Source organism: Leclercia sp. 1548, assembly GCF_050435045.1.
Taxonomy (GTDB): Bacteria; Pseudomonadota; Gammaproteobacteria; order Enterobacterales; family Enterobacteriaceae; genus Enterobacter; species Enterobacter adecarboxylatus.
Genome location: NZ_JBNDJP010000002.1, coordinates 143,924 through 159,103 on the forward strand (window position 1 = coordinate 143,924; position 15,180 = coordinate 159,103).

Sequence of the window (15,180 nt, forward strand, 5' to 3'; positions counted from 1 at the left end):
GGGTAAGCGAAGCGCCACCCGGCTTTTTATTGAGTAAAAATCGTGAATACACTCGAAGACACCATCGGTAATACCCCTCTGATCAAACTGCAGCGCATGGGGCCGGACAACGGCAGCGAAATCTGGATCAAACTGGAAGGCAATAACCCGGCGGGTTCGGTCAAAGACCGCGCCGCGCTGTCGATGATTGTCGAGGCGGAAAAGCGCGGTGAAATCAAACCCGGCGATGTGCTGATCGAGGCGACCAGCGGCAACACCGGCATCGCGCTGGCGATGATTGCCGCCCTGAAAGGCTATCGCATGAAGCTGCTGATGCCGGACAACATGAGCCAGGAGCGCCGTGCCGCGATGCTGGCCTATGGTGCTGAGTTAATCCTCGTCAGCAAAGAGCAGGGGATGGAGGGGGCACGCGATCTGGCTCTGGAGATGGCGAACCGGGGTGAGGGCAAGCTGCTGGATCAGTTCAACAACCCTGATAACCCGCACGCACACTACACCACTACCGGCCCGGAAATCTGGCGGCAGACTTCAGGCCGCATCACCCATTTCGTCTCCAGCATGGGCACCACCGGCACCATCACCGGCGTCTCCCGCTTTCTGCGCGAGCAGGACAAGGCGGTGACCATAGTCGGCCTGCAGCCTGAAGAGGGCAGCAGCATTCCGGGTATTCGCCGCTGGCCCGCAGAGTATATGCCGGGCATTTTTAATGCCTCGCTTGTGGACCAGGTGCTGGATATTCATCAGCGCGAGGCGGAAAATACCATGCGTGAACTGGCCGTGCGTGAAGGGGTCTTCTGCGGCGTCAGTTCGGGTGGCGCGGTAGCCGGCGCTCTGCGGGTGGCCGCGGCAACGCCGGGGGCAGTGGTGGTGGCGATCATTTGCGATCGCGGCGATCGCTACCTCTCTACCGGCGTGTTTGGTGAGGAGAGTTATGCGCAGGGCGCAGGGATCTAAACGCGATGGAAATGATTCTATTCCGGGACAAAACCCGGGCACAGCAGACCGATATTGTGGCTGTGCAGTCGCAGGTGGTGTACGGCAGCGTGGGTAACAGCATTGCGGTGCCCAATATTCGCCAGCATCACCTCAACGTGACGGCGATACCGACGGTATTGTTCAGTAATACCCCGCATTACGACACCTTTTACGGCGGGATAATCCCCGACGAGTGGTTCAGTGGTTACCTGAAGGCGCTGGACGAGCGCGACATATTGCGCGAGCTGAAAGCAGTCACCACTGGGTATATGGGGAGCGGCAGCCAGATTGCCCTGTTGGCCGACTGGCTACGTGCGGTAAAGGCGCAGCATCCCGATGTGCTGATCCTGGTTGACCCGGTAATTGGTGACACTGACAGCGGAACCTACGTCAAACCCGAGATCCCGGAAGCCTACCGCCAGCATCTGCTGCCGTTGGCGCAGGGTATTACGCCGAACGTCTACGAACTGGAAGTGCTCAGCGGCAAGTCTTGCCGGGATAACGCCAGCGCCATTGCCGCCGCCAGAGGGTTACTTTCCGATACCCTGCAGTGGGTGGCAATCACCAGCGCGCCGGTGGCCGGGGATGCTGACAACATCCACGTGGTGCTCGTTTCCCATGATGATGTGACGGTCAGCGCCCACCCACGCATCAAAGCCGACCTGAAAGGTACAGGGGATCTTTTTTGTTCTGAGCTGGTCAGTGCCCTGGTGCAACGCGAGAGCGTGGCCGCGGCGATAAGCCGGGCAGGGGACAGGGTGACGCAAGTGATGCAGTACACCCAGGAGAAGGGTTACGACGAGCTGGTTCTGCCGGCCTGACAAACAAAAATGGCGCCCGAAGGCGCCATTTTTCTGTGTGGCAAGAAATTACTTCTTGATGCGGATAACCGGGGTTTCACCCACGGTCACGCTGCCAGACAGTTTGATCAGCTCTTTGATTTCGTCCATGTTGGAGATAACAACCGGAGTCAGGGTAGACTTGGCTTTCTCTTCCAGCAGTGGCAGATCGAATTCAATGACCGGGTCGCCAACTTTAACGCGCTGGCCTTCTTCAGCGATACGCTTGAAGCCTTCGCCTTTCAGTTCGACGGTGTCGATACCGAAGTGAACGAACAGCTCAATACCGCTATCAGATTCGATAGAAAATGCGTGGTTGGTTTCAAAAATCTTACCGATGGTACCATCAACCGGCGCAACCATTTTGTTACCGGTCGGTTTGATAGCAATGCCATCACCAACAATTTTCTCTGCAAACACGACATCCGGCACGTCTTCGATGTTGACGATTTCACCAGACAGCGGAGCAACAATCTCAATAGTTCCGGTGTCGCTGTTGCCTTTGTCACCGAACAGTTTACTAAATAACCCCATTAGCCATCTCTCCTAAGCAGTAAATTGGGCCGCATCTCGTGGATTAGCAGATTGTTTTTTCTTCAATGAACTTGTTAACCAGCGTCATTAACTCGTCCGTTGTCGGTTGAGCAAGAGCCTGCTCTGCTAATACCTTCGCATCTTCGAAGTTCGTGTTACGGATGATCTTCTTGATGCGCGGGATGGAAATGGCGCTCATAGAGAACTCGTCCAGACCCATACCCAGCAACAGAAGTGTAGCACGTTCGTCGCCTGCAAGCTCACCACACATACCAGTCCATTTGCCTTCGGCATGAGAAGCATCAATAACTTGCTTAATAAGCGTCAGCACGGACGGTGACATTGGCTGGTAAAGATGTGAAATCATATCATTACCACGGTCAACTGCCAGGGTGTACTGGGTTAAATCGTTGGTACCAATACTAAAGAAATCGACTTCTTTGGCTAAATGACGGGCAATCGTCGCCGCGGCTGGAGTTTCTACCATCACGCCGATTTCAATTGATTCGTCAAAGGCTTTACCTTCGTCGCGCAGTTCTTGTTTGTAGATCTCAATCTCTTTCTTCAGCGCACGCACTTCTTCAACAGAGATGATCATCGGGAACATGATGCGCAGCTTACCGAAAGCGGAAGCACGCAGGATGGCGCGAACCTGGTCGCGCAGGATCTCTTTACGATCCATCGCGATACGTACTGCACGCCAACCCAGGAACGGGTTCTCTTCTTTCGGGAAGTTCATGTACGGCAGTTCTTTGTCGCCGCCGATGTCCATGGTACGGACGATAACAGCCTGAGAGCCACAAGCTTCCGCTACCGCTTTGTAAGCAGCAAACTGCTCTTCTTCGGTTGGCAGGGCGTCACGGTCCATGAACAGGAATTCGGTACGGTACAGGCCTACACCTTCTGCGCCGTTGCGCTCAGCGCCATCAACGTCACGTACGGTACCGATGTTGGCACACACTTCAACCTGATGTCCGTCCAGCGTAATCGCAGGCAGATCTTTCAGTTTTGCCAGTTCGGCTTTCTCAGTGGCAACCTGTTCCTGAACGGCACGCAGCTGTTCGATTTGTTCGTTGGTTGGGTTGACGTAAACCAGATTGTTTACGGCATCCAGAATCAGATAGTCGTCGTTTTTCACCTGCGCGGTCACGCTACCGGTACCCACGATGGCAGGCAGTTCCAGAGAACGCGCCATGATAGAGGTGTGGGAGGTGCGGCCACCGGCGTCAGTAATGAAACCCAGCACCTTGTTCAGGTTCAGCTGTGCGGTTTCTGACGGGGTCAGGTCAGCAGCAACCAGGATTACTTCGTCCTGAATTGCGCTCAGATCGATAATGGCCAGGCCGAGGATGTTACGCAGCAGACGCTTACCAATGTCACGCACGTCAGCCGCGCGCTCTTTCAGGTATTCATCGTCCAGCTCTTCCAGGGCAGTCGCCTGACCTTCGATAACTTCATGCGCAGCCGCGTCGGCCGTCATGCCTTTATCTTTAATCAGGGCTATGATTTCCTGCTCCAGCTCCTCATCTTCGAGCAACATGATGTGCCCTTCGAAGATGGCTTCTTTTTCTTCACCGAAAGTTTCGCCAGCTTTAGTTTTGATCGTTTCCAGCTGCGCAGATGCTTTTGCACGGCCACTCAGAAAACGCTCAACTTCCTGATTTACCTTATCAGCAGAAATTTTTTTCCGGTCGATGACGATCTCGTCTTCTTTCAGCAGCAATGCTTTGCCGAAAGCGATACCCGGGGATGCTAAAATGCCTGAAATCATAACCCTACCTTACTTGTGACTGATTTTTACAAAGAACCCGGAAACTTACTCGAGCTCAGCCATCAGTTTTACCAGATGCTCAACTGCTTTCTGCTCGTCTTCGCCTTCCGCGGAGATGGTCACAACGGTGCCCTGAGTCAGACCCAGAGTCTGCAGTTTGAACAGGCTTTTTGCGCTGGCGCTTTTGCCGTTGGAAGTCACAGTGATCTCAGAAGTGAAGCCTTTCGCTTCTTTAACAAACTGAGCAGCAGGGCGGGTGTGCAGACCGTTCGGAGCGGTAATGGTAACTTCTTGCTGGAACATTGTATTTCCCCAACTTATTGGTTTAGTGTTGTGGAACTAAAGTCTAGCCTGGCGGCATGACTTTAGCCTGTATAGTTAGCACCGGCTTAACGGCACGAGGCACAGATGTGTCAAACGTTTTCCGCTACTGGCATGTCAGGCTGCTGACGTCTCGTTCGACATTAAACATTATGCCGCGAAAGCAAGACTTGAACCAAATCATAAAATCGATTCAGCAGCGGTAATTCGTGTATCGATTAATTTCGTGCTTCAAAATAATTGTCAGCTTAAATACCAGAGCCAACAGGGTGAAGCAATGCCAGAAGAGATAAAACTTTGAAGCAGGCCACAAAAAAGCACCCGAATGGGTGCTTTTTTACGCGATATTTACATTTTGGCACTACTGTTGCAGTTCTTTCTCTGTAAAGAGATCGGCAAACAGTGCAGTACTCAAATAACGCTCACCCGAGGATGGAAGAATAACCACGATATTCTTATTGGTAAAGGTTTCATCTTCAAGTAATTGCAGCGCTGCGGCAACCGCAGCACCCGAAGAGATCCCCGCCAGAATACCTTCTTCTTCCATCAGACGACGGGCGGTAGAGATGGCTTCCTCGTTGGTGATAGCCACAACTTTATCGATCAGTTTCAGATCCAGGTTGCCTGGAATAAAGCCTGCGCCGATACCCTGAATCTTATGCGGGCCAGGTTTCAGCTCTTCACCTGCCAGCGCCTGAGCAATAACCGGAGAATCGGTTGGCTCCACGGCAACGGTAATCAGATCTTTTTTACCTTTTGTACCTTTAATATAGCGGCTGACACCCGTAAGCGTCCCGCCGGTACCAACACCTGAGATAAACACATCAACCTGACCGTCGGTATCTTCCCAGATTTCCGGGCCGGTGGTCTTCTCGTGAATTTCCGGGTTAGCCGGGTTGCTGAACTGCTGCAGCAGCAGATATTTGGCCGGATCGCTGGCCACAATCTCTTCGGCTTTCTGGATGGCGCCCTTCATCCCTTTTGCGCCTTCCGTTAAGACCAGGTTCGCACCCAGCGCCTTCAGCAGCTTGCGACGTTCAATGCTCATGGTTTCCGGCATGGTTAGCGTCAGCTTGTAACCCCGTGCGGCAGCCACGTAGGCCAGGGCAATACCGGTGTTACCGCTGGTTGGCTCCACCAGTTCAACGCCAGGCTTCAACACGCCACGCTTTTCCGCATCCCAAATCATATTGGCACCGATACGGCATTTCACGCTGAAGCTTGGGTTACGAGATTCTACCTTCGCCAGAATGCGTCCATTACCGATACGGTTCAGTCGAACCAGGGGCGTGTGACCGATAGTCAGCGAGTTGTCTTCAAAAATCTTACTCATGGCCTGTCCTTAACTGTTTGAAATTGGGATACCGACCCAGCATACCTGTTGAATAAGTATGGGGAAGTAAGGAATTCGCATATCTATATGCTGATGAGAAATAATGCTATCCAGTATGGAATAAGGGATGGCATAAGCCATCCCTTTATTTACCTTATTTCCACAATGCGTGTTTATCACGGTAACAATCGACCCACATCGCCGTCGCGCCGCAAACCGCAACCGGCATGATGAACAGGTTCAGGAACGGGATCATCGTGAACAGGCTGGTGAGCGCGCCAAACTGCATATTGGTCATCTTGCGCGCGCGCAGGGCAGTCCGCATCTCTTTAAACGGGACTTTGTGATTATCGAACGGGTAGTCGCAATACTGGATCGCCAGCATCCACGCGCTGAACAGGAACCATAACACCGGCGCAACCGTCTGCCCGATACCCGGAATAAAGTAGAGGATCAGTAACACAATGGCACGCGGCAAGTACCAGGCGAACTTCTGCCATTCACGTTTCATAATGCGCGGCAGATCTTTCATGATGCCCAGCACACCGGTGTCCGGCGGCGTAGCGCCCGTCAGTCGCGCTTCCAGCTGTTCGGCCAGCAGCCCATTAAAGGGGGCCGCTATCCAGTTGGCCAGGGTTGAGAAGAAGTAGCCAAACACCAACAGCACCGAGACGATAGCCACAGGCCATAACAGATAGCTCAGCCACTGCAGCCAGTCGGGGACGTGGCTCATGAGTGCCGGGATCCAGGTATCCAGGCGGGTAAACAGCCACCAGAAGGCACCCCCCATCAGCAGAATATTAATCAGCAGCGGAAGGATCACAAAACGGCGGATGCCTGGCAGCGAAACCAGTTTCCAGCCCTGTGAGAAGTACCACACACCGCTACGGGGAGGGGAAGACGTTGATGAAACCATAACCAGGTTGAGCTCCTTTTATCACAACCAGTGAAGTTGCCTGCCTATATTAGCCAGTTGCGGCACGTTGACCAGTTCGGAAATGTTCGAAAAAACAGCAAAAAGCACGATTTAGTTCATCTTTATGCTGCGAATGCTCTGCATACACTTGCACTTGACGTAATCGGCAAATACTCTTAGTGAGTAAATGTTTGCCGTGGTGGCAAGGTGTTAGAACAACAGAGAATATAATGATGCAGGATTTGCGTCTGATATTAATCATTGTTGGCGCGATCGCCATAATCGCTTTACTGGTACATGGTTTCTGGACCAGCCGTAAAGAGCGCTCTTCTATGTTTCGCGATCGCCCACTGAAGCGCATGAAGTCTACCCGTGACGACGATAGCGATGACGATATCGAAGAAATGGAAGACGAGGGTGTGGGTGAAGTACGCGTTCATCGGGCCAATACTGCGCCCGGCGCAGGCCATGGGGAGCATGAAGCGCCTCGTCAGCCTCCGCAGCATCAATACCAGCCGCCTTATGCATCTGCTCAGCCGCGCCCTGCTGCGCCGCCGCAGCCTGTGGTCGAGCCGGTACACCAGCCGCAACCCCAACAACCGCAACCGCAGCAGCATGAGCCTGTGCGCCAGCAACCGGTGCCACAACCTCAGCATGTCGCTCAGCCTGCACCACAGCCGGTCGTCCAGCAGGCACCTCAGCCTGTCGCGCCAGCGCCTCAACCGGCCCCTGCGCCTGTTGTGGAGCCAGAGCCGGTAGTCGAAGCGGCGCCACCAGTGGCGGAAAAACCGCAGCGCAAAGAGACGGTCATTGTCATGAGCGTGGCGGCCCATCATGGCACCACTATCAACGGCGAAGTGCTGCTCAACAGCATTCAGCAGGCCGGCTTCAAGTTTGGCGATATGAATATCTTCCATCGTCACCTTAGCCCGGACGGAAGTGGTCCTTCGCTGTTCAGCCTGGCGAACATGGTTAACCCGGGCACCTTTGACCCGGAAATGACCGGTGATTTCACCACGCCGGGCGTGACCATCTTTATGCAGGTGCCGTCTTATGGCGATGAACTGCAAAACTTTAAGCTGATGTTGCAGTCTGCCCAGCATATCGCGGACGAAGTCGGCGGCATGGTGCTCGACGATCAGCGTCGAATGATGACGCCGCAGAAACTGCGCGAGTATCAGGACCGTATCCGCGAAGTAAAAGAAGCTAACGCGTAAGTCTCCGCGTTTGTTTCACATCTCCTCAACCCCCGCATGTCGGGGGTTTTTCTCATTAATGGTGCGACATGGACACAATCGAACAACAACTTACCGAACTGCGAACCACGCTTCGCCACCATGAATATCTTTATCATGTGATGGATGCGCCCGAAGTGCCGGACGCAGAATACGACCGTTTGATGCGTGAACTGCGTGAGCTTGAAGCGCAGCGTCCCGATTTAATTACCCCCGACTCACCGACCCAGCGTGTCGGCGCCGCGCCACTGGCCTTTTTCAGCCAGGTGCGCCATGAAGTGCCCATGCTGTCGCTGGATAACGTCTTTGATGAAGGGAGCTTCCTCGCCTTCAACAAACGCGTCCAGGACCGTCTGAAGCAGACCGATGCCCTGAGCTGGTGTTGCGAGCTGAAACTGGATGGCCTGGCCGTCAGCATTCTGTACGAAAACGGGGTGATGACCCGCGCCGCCACCCGCGGCGACGGTACGACCGGCGAAGACATTACCACCAATGTGCGTACCATTCGTGCCATCCCGCTTAAGCTGCATGGCGATAACATTCCGGCACGTCTCGAAGTGCGCGGTGAAGTGTTCCTCCCGCAGGCCGGATTTGAAAAAATTAATGAAGAAGCGCGCCGCACTGGCGGCAAAATTTTCGCTAACCCGCGCAATGCCGCAGCGGGTTCACTGCGCCAGCTGGATCCACGCATTACCGCAAAACGCCCGTTAACCTTCTTCTGTTACGGCGTTGGCATTCTGGAGGGAGGCGAGCTGCCCGATACCCATCTGGGCCGCCTGATGCAATTTAAAGCCTGGGGACTGCCGGTGAGTAACCGTGTGCAGCTGTGCGACTCACCGGAAGCCGTGCTGGCGTTTTATCGTCAGGTTGAAGCAGACCGTCCGACGCTCGGCTTTGATATCGACGGGGTGGTGATCAAAGTGAACTCCCTCGCGCTTCAGGAACAGCTGGGCTTTGTCGCCCGAGCGCCACGCTGGGCGGTAGCCTTTAAGTTCCCGGCCCAGGAGCAGATGACCTTCGTGCGCGATGTGGAGTTCCAGGTGGGGCGTACCGGCGCGATAACGCCGGTTGCGCGTCTGGAGCCGGTTCAGGTGGCCGGGGTACTGGTCAGCAACGCGACCCTGCATAACGCCGATGAGATCGACCGTCTGGGGCTGCGTATTGGCGATAAAGTGGTTATCCGCCGTGCCGGGGATGTGATCCCCCAGGTAGTGAATGTTGTGGAATCAGAACGTCCAGAGGACACGCGAGCGGTGGAATTCCCGACCCACTGCCCGGTATGCGGCTCAGACGTTGAACGCGTCGAAGGTGAGGCCGTGGCCCGCTGTACTGGCGGTTTAGTTTGCGGCGCCCAGCGTAAAGAGTCGCTGAAACACTTCGTCTCCCGCCGGGCGATGGACGTCGATGGCATGGGCGACAAAATCATCGATCAGCTGGTCGAGAAAGAGTATGTCCATACGCCCGCTGATCTGTTCCGCCTGACGCCGGGTAAGCTGACCGGGCTGGATCGTATGGGGCCCAAATCCGCGCAGAATGTGGCCGACGCACTGGAAAAATCCAAAGACACCACTTTTGCCCGCTTCCTTTATGCGCTGGGCATCCGTGAAGTAGGGGAAGCGACCGCGGCGGGTCTGGCAGCCTATTTTGGTACGCTGGAGGCGCTTGAGAAGGCGACAATCGACGAGCTGCAAAAGGTGCCGGACGTCGGCATTGTGGTCGCCACCCACGTCTTTAACTTCTTCTCTGAAGAGAGTAACCGCGAGGTGATCGGCCAGTTGCTTAACGAAGGTATTCGCTGGCCTGCGCCGAAGGTGATCAACGCCGAAGAGATCGACAGTCCGTTCGCCGGGAAAACGGTGGTGCTGACCGGTAGCCTGAGCCAGCTTTCACGCGATGATGCCAAAGCGCGTCTGACGGCACTGGGGGCCAAAGTGGCTGGCAGCGTGTCGAAGAAAACCGACCTGGTGATTGCCGGGGAAGCGGCAGGCTCCAAGCTGGCGAAGGCGCAGGAGCTGGGGATTGACGTAATTGATGAAGCAGAGATGCTGCGTCTGTTGGGAGAGTAACGTGGATAAAGCGCAGCTTATCGAAATAGCCAATACCGAGATGCCGTTCGGGAAGTATAAAGGCCGTCGGCTGATTGATGTGCCCGAAGAGTATTTGCTGTGGTTTGCCCGCAAGGATGAGTTTCCTGCCGGGCATCTGGGTGAGCTAATGGCGCTCACGTTACTGATTAAAACCGAAGGGCTGACCCAGCTGGTTCAGCCCCTGCGTCGTCCCTAAACTTTCGCCGTGCGGGCCTGCTCCCGGGCCTGCAACTCGTCGGTCTGGCGTTTGTAGCGACGCGCCATGACCGCGCAAATCATGAGCTGCAACTGGTGGAAGATCATCAGCGGCAGCACCATCATCCCAACCACCGAGGTCGGAAACAGAATGTTGGCCATCGGGATCCCGTTTGCCAGGCTCTTTTTCGAACCACAGAACACAATCGTAATCTCATCTGCTTTGTTAAAGCCGAAGCGGCGCGCAGCAAATACGTTGATGGCAATGACAATCGCCAGCAGTACCAGGCTAACCACCACGATAAACAGCAGCGACCCGACCCCGACTTTATGCCAGATGCCATTGACCACGGCTTCGCTGAATGCTGAGTAAACGACCAGCAGAATCGATGACTGATCGGTTTTGGCAATCCACTTCTTATGCTTCGCCACAAAGGCACCGGTCCACGGACGGGAAAGATGCCCCAGCACAAACGGTAGCAGCAGTTGCAGCATAATTTTGCCTACCTGCTCCAGACTGCCTTCCGCTCCGTGCATGTCCATTACCAGCCCCACCAGCAGTGGCGAAAGGAAAATCCCCAGCAGGCTGGAGGCAGACGCCGAGCAGACGGCTGCCGCCACGTTGCCACCTGCCATTGAGGTGAAGGCGATCGCCGACTGCACCGTGGCTGGCAAAATACAGAGGTAGAGGAAGCCGGTATACAGCGACGGATCGACATTGATCGGTGCCCACCAGGCAAACAGCACGCCCAACACCGGGAAGACGACGAAGGTGCTGCACATTACCCACAGGTGCAGTCGCCAGTGGCTACCGCCAGAGATAATGGCTTCCCGGGAAAGTTTTGCCCCGTGCATAAAGAACAGCAGCGCGATGGCGGCGGTGGTGAGACCTTCAAAAAAAGGAACAAAACCGCCACGGGCCGGGAAGAAGGAGGCCAGCAGGACAACCACGATAAGGGTGATGGTGAACGGGTCGAGTATGCGAAAAAGTTTCATAAACACTCCTGAAAACAGATAGCGCTATTGTGCTTTCTTCCCTTTGAGAAATAAAATTGATTTATTGCATCAATTCATGAGTAAAACAGATGAATTACTCGTTACGGCAGTTGCGTGTTTTTGTTACCGTCGCGCAGGCGAAAAGCTTTAGCCGTGCAGGTGAGATTATCGGCCTGAGCCAGTCGGCGGTCAGTCACAGCGTGAAGGAGCTGGAGCAGCAAACTGGCGTGCGGCTGCTCGACAGAACCACCCGGGAAGTGATACTGACCGAGGCAGGCCAGCAATTAGCGGCCCGGCTGGAGAGGATCATCGATGAGCTGTCCAGTACGTTACGGGACGTGGGTCGGGTAGGGCAGCAACTCTCCGGGACGGTACGCGTCGCCGCAAGTCAGACCATTTCGGCGCACCTCATTCCGCGCTGCATTGCATTCAGTAATCAGCAGTACCCGGATATTGATTTTGTGCTGCATGACCGACCGCAGCAGTGGGTGCTGGAGAGTATCCGCCAGGGCGAGGTGGACTTTGGGATTGTTATCGATCCCGGGCCGGTGAGCGATCTGGAGTGCGAAGAGGTGCTTTCAGAACCCTTTTTACTTCTCTGCCGCGATGACGACCCGCTTGCGGCACTGGATGAAGTGGCATGGCAGGCGCTACAAGGGGCCAGGCTGGTGTTACAGGATTATGCCTCCGGCAGCCGACCACTTATCGATGCCGCACTTCGTGAGCAGCAGGTGAGGGCGACAATTGTGCAGGAGATTGGCCACCCCGCCACGCTCTTTCCGATGGTAGAAGCCGGGATTGGCATCAGCGTGCTCCCGGCACTGGCGCTGCCGTTACCCCAGGGGAGCAGGTTAACCGTCAAACGGTTCACGCCGGCTATTGAACGTAAGCTGATGCTGGTTCGCCGTAAGAATCGCTCGCTGTCGGGTGCCGCACAGGCGATCTGGGAGGTGGTGCGTATGCAGGCAGAACAACTCACGCAGGCCCGTATACGCGATCCACTGTTTAACGCTGAGGCGCGTTAAACGTAAATATCAATCTCATGCTCAGCGGAAGGTTTGTTCACGCCTTCCACTTTAGCCTGCGCCTGCTCCTGTTTTTGTTTTGACTCTTCAGCCTGACGTCGTAGTAGCATCTGCAGTTGCGCCTGCAGACCATCAATCTGCGCTTTGAGTATCTCTTGTTGCTCCTTTTTTTCTTCGGGCGTGCCGCTTCCCAGAGCGATATCTTTAAATTTCTGGCTCAATTTGGAAATTTTGGCCGTGATACTGCTGATTTGCGCGGCAATGCTGTTATCGCTTGAGCCGCTTTTACCGTTACCGCTGGCCTGGATTGGCTGGGTAGATGCCTGAATCGTAGTCATATTAAGATCTCTTGCCGGAAATCCCTTTTATCGGCATAAGCCCGCCTCTACTTGAGGAGACCTGCCAGAAATGACAGGTAACAAGGCGAAACGTTATTGGTATGCAGTACCTGCGGTTGAGCGATTGTTAAAGACGAAAGAGGAAGAGGAGTCACCGTGTGCGGCGGCGAGTGCATGCAGCGCTTAAATTGCAGATAGCAAAAAGGCGCCTTTAGGGCGCCTTTTTACATTGGTGGGTCGTGCAGGATGACTCGCTTCGCTCGCCCTTTGGGCCGTCGCCTTATGGCTCCGGTGCCTCACTGTGTTCGGCCCGAACCTGCCGCAGGTTCGAATCGTCCAGATTGCAGATAGCAAAAAAGCGCCTTTAGGGCGCTTTTTTACATTGGTGGGTCGTGCAGGATGACTCGCTTCGCTCGCCCTTCGGGCCGTCGCCTTACGGCTCCGGTGCCTCACTGTGTTCGGCCCGAACCTGCTGCAGGTTCGAATCGTCCGGATCGCAGATAGCAAAAAAGCGCCTTTAGGGCGCTTTTTTACATTGGTGGGTCGTGCAGGATTCGAACCTGCGACCAATTGATTAAAAGTCAACTGCTCTACCAACTGAGCTAACGACCCGAAATGGTGGGCGATGACGGGCTCGAACCGCCGACCCCCTCCGTGTAAAGGAGATGCTCTACCAACTGAGCTAATCGCCCATTTCGGAACTACTATCGATAAGGTGAGAATGGTGGGCGATGACGGGCTCGAACCGCCGACCCCCTCCGTGTAAAGGAGATGCTCTACCAACTGAGCTAATCGCCCATTCTCAATTCTTATCTACACTGCGGCATCTATCTAAGTAGATGGTGGGTGATGACGGGCTCGAACCGCCGACCCCCTCCGTGTAAAGGAGATGCTCTACCAACTGAGCTAATCACCCCCGCTGTGTGGAGTCGCATTATAGGGAGAGTTGAAAATGAGTCAACGGCTTTTCTAAAGATTTTGTTCGTTCGTCGTAAAATTAAGCAAAACGATCGCGAAACCACCAGTGATGCATGATTTCTAAACAAAAACGACTATGAACAAGGATCTGACAGCAACAAGATTGAGGAATCAGGCTGGAGTGATAGAATATTGCCCACTTTCGTTTCCAGGATATGCCGGTTGTCGGCATCTTTATCACTGTAAGGCCACTTCATGAAAATCAAAACTCGCTTCGCGCCAAGCCCTACTGGCTATCTGCACGTCGGCGGCGCGCGTACTGCTCTCTATTCCTGGCTGTTTGCTCGCAACCAGGGCGGTGAGTTTGTGCTGCGTATCGAAGATACCGATCTCGAACGTTCCACGCCGGAAGCAATCGAAGCCATTATGGATGGTATGAACTGGCTTAATCTGGAGTGGGATGAAGGCCCGTATTTCCAGACCAAACGTTTTGATCGCTATAACGCGGTTATTGATGACATGCTTGAAGCGGGTACAGCTTATAAGTGCTACTGCTCTAAAGAACGTCTGGAAGCCCTGCGCGAAGAGCAGATGGCAAATAATGAAAAGCCTCGTTATGACGGTCGCTGCCGCCACGATCATCAACACCATGAGGCAGACGAGCCATGCGTGGTGCGTTTCGCGAACCCGCAGGAAGGCTCAGTCATCTTTGACGATCAGATCCGCGGCCCGATCGAATTCAGCAACCAGGAGCTGGACGATCTGATCATCCGCCGTACCGATGGTTCCCCTACCTATAACTTCTGTGTTGTGGTAGATGACTGGGATATGGCGATCACCCACGTCGTGCGTGGCGAAGACCATATCAATAACACGCCACGCCAGATCAACATTCTTAAAGCGCTGAATGCACCGGTCCCGGTTTATGCGCACGTGTCGATGATCAACGGCGACGATGGTAAAAAACTTTCCAAACGCCATGGCGCAGTCAGCGTGATGCAGTACCGTGACGACGGCTATCTGCCAGAAGCCCTGCTCAACTATCTGGTGCGTCTGGGCTGGTCCCACGGCGATCAGGAGATCTTCAGCCGTGAAGAGATGATTCAGCTCTTTACTCTGAGTGCGGTAGGTAAGTCTGCCAGTGCGTTCAATACCGATAAACTGCTGTGGCTGAACCATCACTATATCAATACTCTGCCGCCAGAGTACGTTGCGACCCAGCTGCAATGGCATATCGAGCAGGCGAACATTGATACCCGCAACGGTCCTCAACTGGCCGATCTGATTAAACTTCTGGGCGAGCGTTGTAAAACGCTGAAAGAGATCGCGGAAAACTGCCGCTACTTCTATGAAGAGTATGATGAGTTTGACGCTGACGCTGCTAAAAAGCATTTGCGTCCGGTAGCGCGTCAGCCGCTGGAAGTGGTTCGTGATAAGCTGGCCGCCATTACCGACTGGAGCGCTGAGAATGTGCACCATGCCATTCAGGCGACAGCGGATGAACTGGAAGTCGGGATGGGTAAAGTCGGCATGCCGCTGCGCGTAGCCGTTACCGGCGCGGGTCAGTCTCCGGCGTTAGATGTTACCGTACACGCAATTGGTAAAACCCGCAGCGTGGCGCGTATCAACAGAGCCCTGGACTTTATTGCTGAGCGCGAAAGCCAGCAGTAATCAGGAAACAAAAAAACAAAACGGCA

14 protein-coding genes, 4 tRNA genes and 2 other RNA genes are annotated in these 15,180 nt (G+C 54.5%); 7 read left to right on the forward strand and 13 right to left on the reverse strand.

The features are described 5' to 3' along the window. Positions 1–42 precede the first annotated feature (42 nt). Together cysM and pdxK are read left to right on the forward strand one after the other, a co-directional pair. Positions 43–954 (forward strand): cysteine synthase CysM, encoded by a 912-nt coding sequence (cysM, locus tag ABIE02_RS05980; protein ID WP_336994446.1) that lies wholly within the window; start codon positions 43–45, stop codon positions 952–954. A gap of 5 nt (positions 955–959) precedes the next feature. Continuing rightward, the gene (pdxK, locus tag ABIE02_RS05985; RefSeq protein WP_285126060.1) at positions 960–1,796 is read left to right on the forward strand and encodes a pyridoxine/pyridoxal/pyridoxamine kinase; all 837 of its coding nucleotides are present in this window, start codon (positions 960–962) and stop codon (positions 1,794–1,796) included. A 48-nt stretch (positions 1,797–1,844) separates the two neighbouring features. On the opposite strand, the gene crr is transcribed toward pdxK, so the two are convergent. The 5 genes from crr to cysZ form a co-directional block, all read right to left on the reverse strand. Next, the gene (gene crr / locus ABIE02_RS05990; protein ID WP_032612978.1) at positions 1,845–2,348 is read right to left on the reverse strand and encodes a PTS glucose transporter subunit IIA; all 504 of its coding nucleotides are present in this window, start codon (positions 2,346–2,348) and stop codon (positions 1,845–1,847) included. A gap of 43 nt (positions 2,349–2,391) precedes the next feature. After that, positions 2,392–4,119, reverse strand: coding sequence for a phosphoenolpyruvate-protein phosphotransferase PtsI (gene ptsI, locus ABIE02_RS05995; protein WP_032612975.1), 1,728 nt, complete (start codon positions 4,117–4,119; stop codon positions 2,392–2,394). 45 nt (positions 4,120–4,164) lie between these two features. Continuing rightward, entirely contained in the window at positions 4,165–4,422 is a 258-nt protein-coding gene (gene ptsH, locus ABIE02_RS06000; protein ID WP_000487600.1) for a phosphocarrier protein Hpr, read from the reverse strand. A 379-nt stretch (positions 4,423–4,801) separates the two neighbouring features. Beyond that, complete coding sequence (cysK, locus tag ABIE02_RS06005; RefSeq protein ID WP_032612973.1) at positions 4,802–5,773, reverse strand: cysteine synthase A; 972 nt, start codon at positions 5,771–5,773, stop codon at positions 4,802–4,804. Between the two features lie 154 nt (positions 5,774–5,927). Continuing rightward, entirely contained in the window at positions 5,928–6,689 is a 762-nt protein-coding gene (gene cysZ / locus ABIE02_RS06010; RefSeq protein WP_032612971.1) for a sulfate transporter CysZ, read from the reverse strand. Between the two features lie 230 nt (positions 6,690–6,919). Between cysZ and zipA the strand changes: the two genes are divergently transcribed. From zipA to ABIE02_RS06025, 3 genes are all read left to right on the forward strand, one after another. Then, entirely contained in the window at positions 6,920–7,906 is a 987-nt protein-coding gene (gene zipA / locus ABIE02_RS06015; protein ID WP_077227999.1) for a cell division protein ZipA, read from the forward strand. Positions 7,907–7,974: 68 nt separating this feature from the next. Then, positions 7,975–9,990 carry an NAD-dependent DNA ligase LigA gene (ligA, locus tag ABIE02_RS06020; RefSeq protein WP_155167110.1) on the forward strand — a complete coding sequence of 672 codons (2,016 nt, stop codon included), beginning with the start codon at positions 7,975–7,977 and terminating at the stop codon, positions 9,988–9,990. A 1-nt stretch (position 9,991) separates the two neighbouring features. Continuing rightward, positions 9,992–10,207: a DUF3820 family protein gene (locus ABIE02_RS06025; RefSeq protein WP_032612964.1), complete on the forward strand. Its 216-nt coding sequence runs from the start codon at positions 9,992–9,994 to the stop codon at positions 10,205–10,207. Here ABIE02_RS06025 and ABIE02_RS06030 read toward each other — a convergent pair. Next, positions 10,204–11,202 carry a bile acid:sodium symporter family protein gene (locus ABIE02_RS06030; protein WP_103793025.1) on the reverse strand — a complete coding sequence of 333 codons (999 nt, stop codon included), beginning with the start codon at positions 11,200–11,202 and terminating at the stop codon, positions 10,204–10,206. The genes ABIE02_RS06025 and ABIE02_RS06030 overlap by 4 nt on opposite strands. 89 nt (positions 11,203–11,291) lie before the next feature. Between ABIE02_RS06030 and ABIE02_RS06035 the strand changes: the two genes are divergently transcribed. After that, a complete protein-coding gene (locus ABIE02_RS06035; RefSeq protein ID WP_336994447.1) occupies positions 11,292–12,227 on the forward strand; it encodes a LysR family transcriptional regulator in 936 nt (311 codons plus the stop codon). Here the strand turns inward: ABIE02_RS06035 and ABIE02_RS06040 are convergent. The 7 genes from ABIE02_RS06040 to ABIE02_RS06070 all read right to left on the reverse strand — a co-directional run bounded on the left by ABIE02_RS06040 (position 12,224) and on the right by ABIE02_RS06070 (position 13,481). After that, entirely contained in the window at positions 12,224–12,565 is a 342-nt protein-coding gene (locus tag ABIE02_RS06040) for a FlxA-like family protein (RefSeq protein WP_103793024.1), read from the reverse strand. The two genes, ABIE02_RS06035 and ABIE02_RS06040, sit on opposite strands and share 4 nt — an antisense overlap. A gap of 230 nt (positions 12,566–12,795) precedes the next feature. Next, positions 12,796–12,919: non-coding RNA, RtT sRNA (locus tag ABIE02_RS06045), on the reverse strand. Positions 12,920–12,948: 29 nt separating this feature from the next. After that, a non-coding RNA gene (locus ABIE02_RS06050) (RtT sRNA) lies at positions 12,949–13,075 on the reverse strand. 26 nt (positions 13,076–13,101) lie between these two features. Continuing rightward, positions 13,102–13,177 (reverse strand) — tRNA-Lys (locus ABIE02_RS06055). A gap of 4 nt (positions 13,178–13,181) precedes the next feature. After that, positions 13,182–13,257: transfer RNA gene (locus ABIE02_RS06060), tRNA-Val, on the reverse strand. A gap of 30 nt (positions 13,258–13,287) precedes the next feature. Next, positions 13,288–13,363 (reverse strand) — tRNA-Val (locus ABIE02_RS06065). 42 nt (positions 13,364–13,405) lie between these two features. Then, positions 13,406–13,481, reverse strand: a tRNA-Val gene (locus ABIE02_RS06070). A gap of 257 nt (positions 13,482–13,738) precedes the next feature. Between ABIE02_RS06070 and gltX the strand changes: the two genes are divergently transcribed. Beyond that, positions 13,739–15,154: a glutamate--tRNA ligase gene (gene gltX, locus ABIE02_RS06075; protein ID WP_032612956.1), complete on the forward strand. Its 1,416-nt coding sequence runs from the start codon at positions 13,739–13,741 to the stop codon at positions 15,152–15,154. The last annotated feature ends 26 nt before the right edge of the window (positions 15,155–15,180 follow it).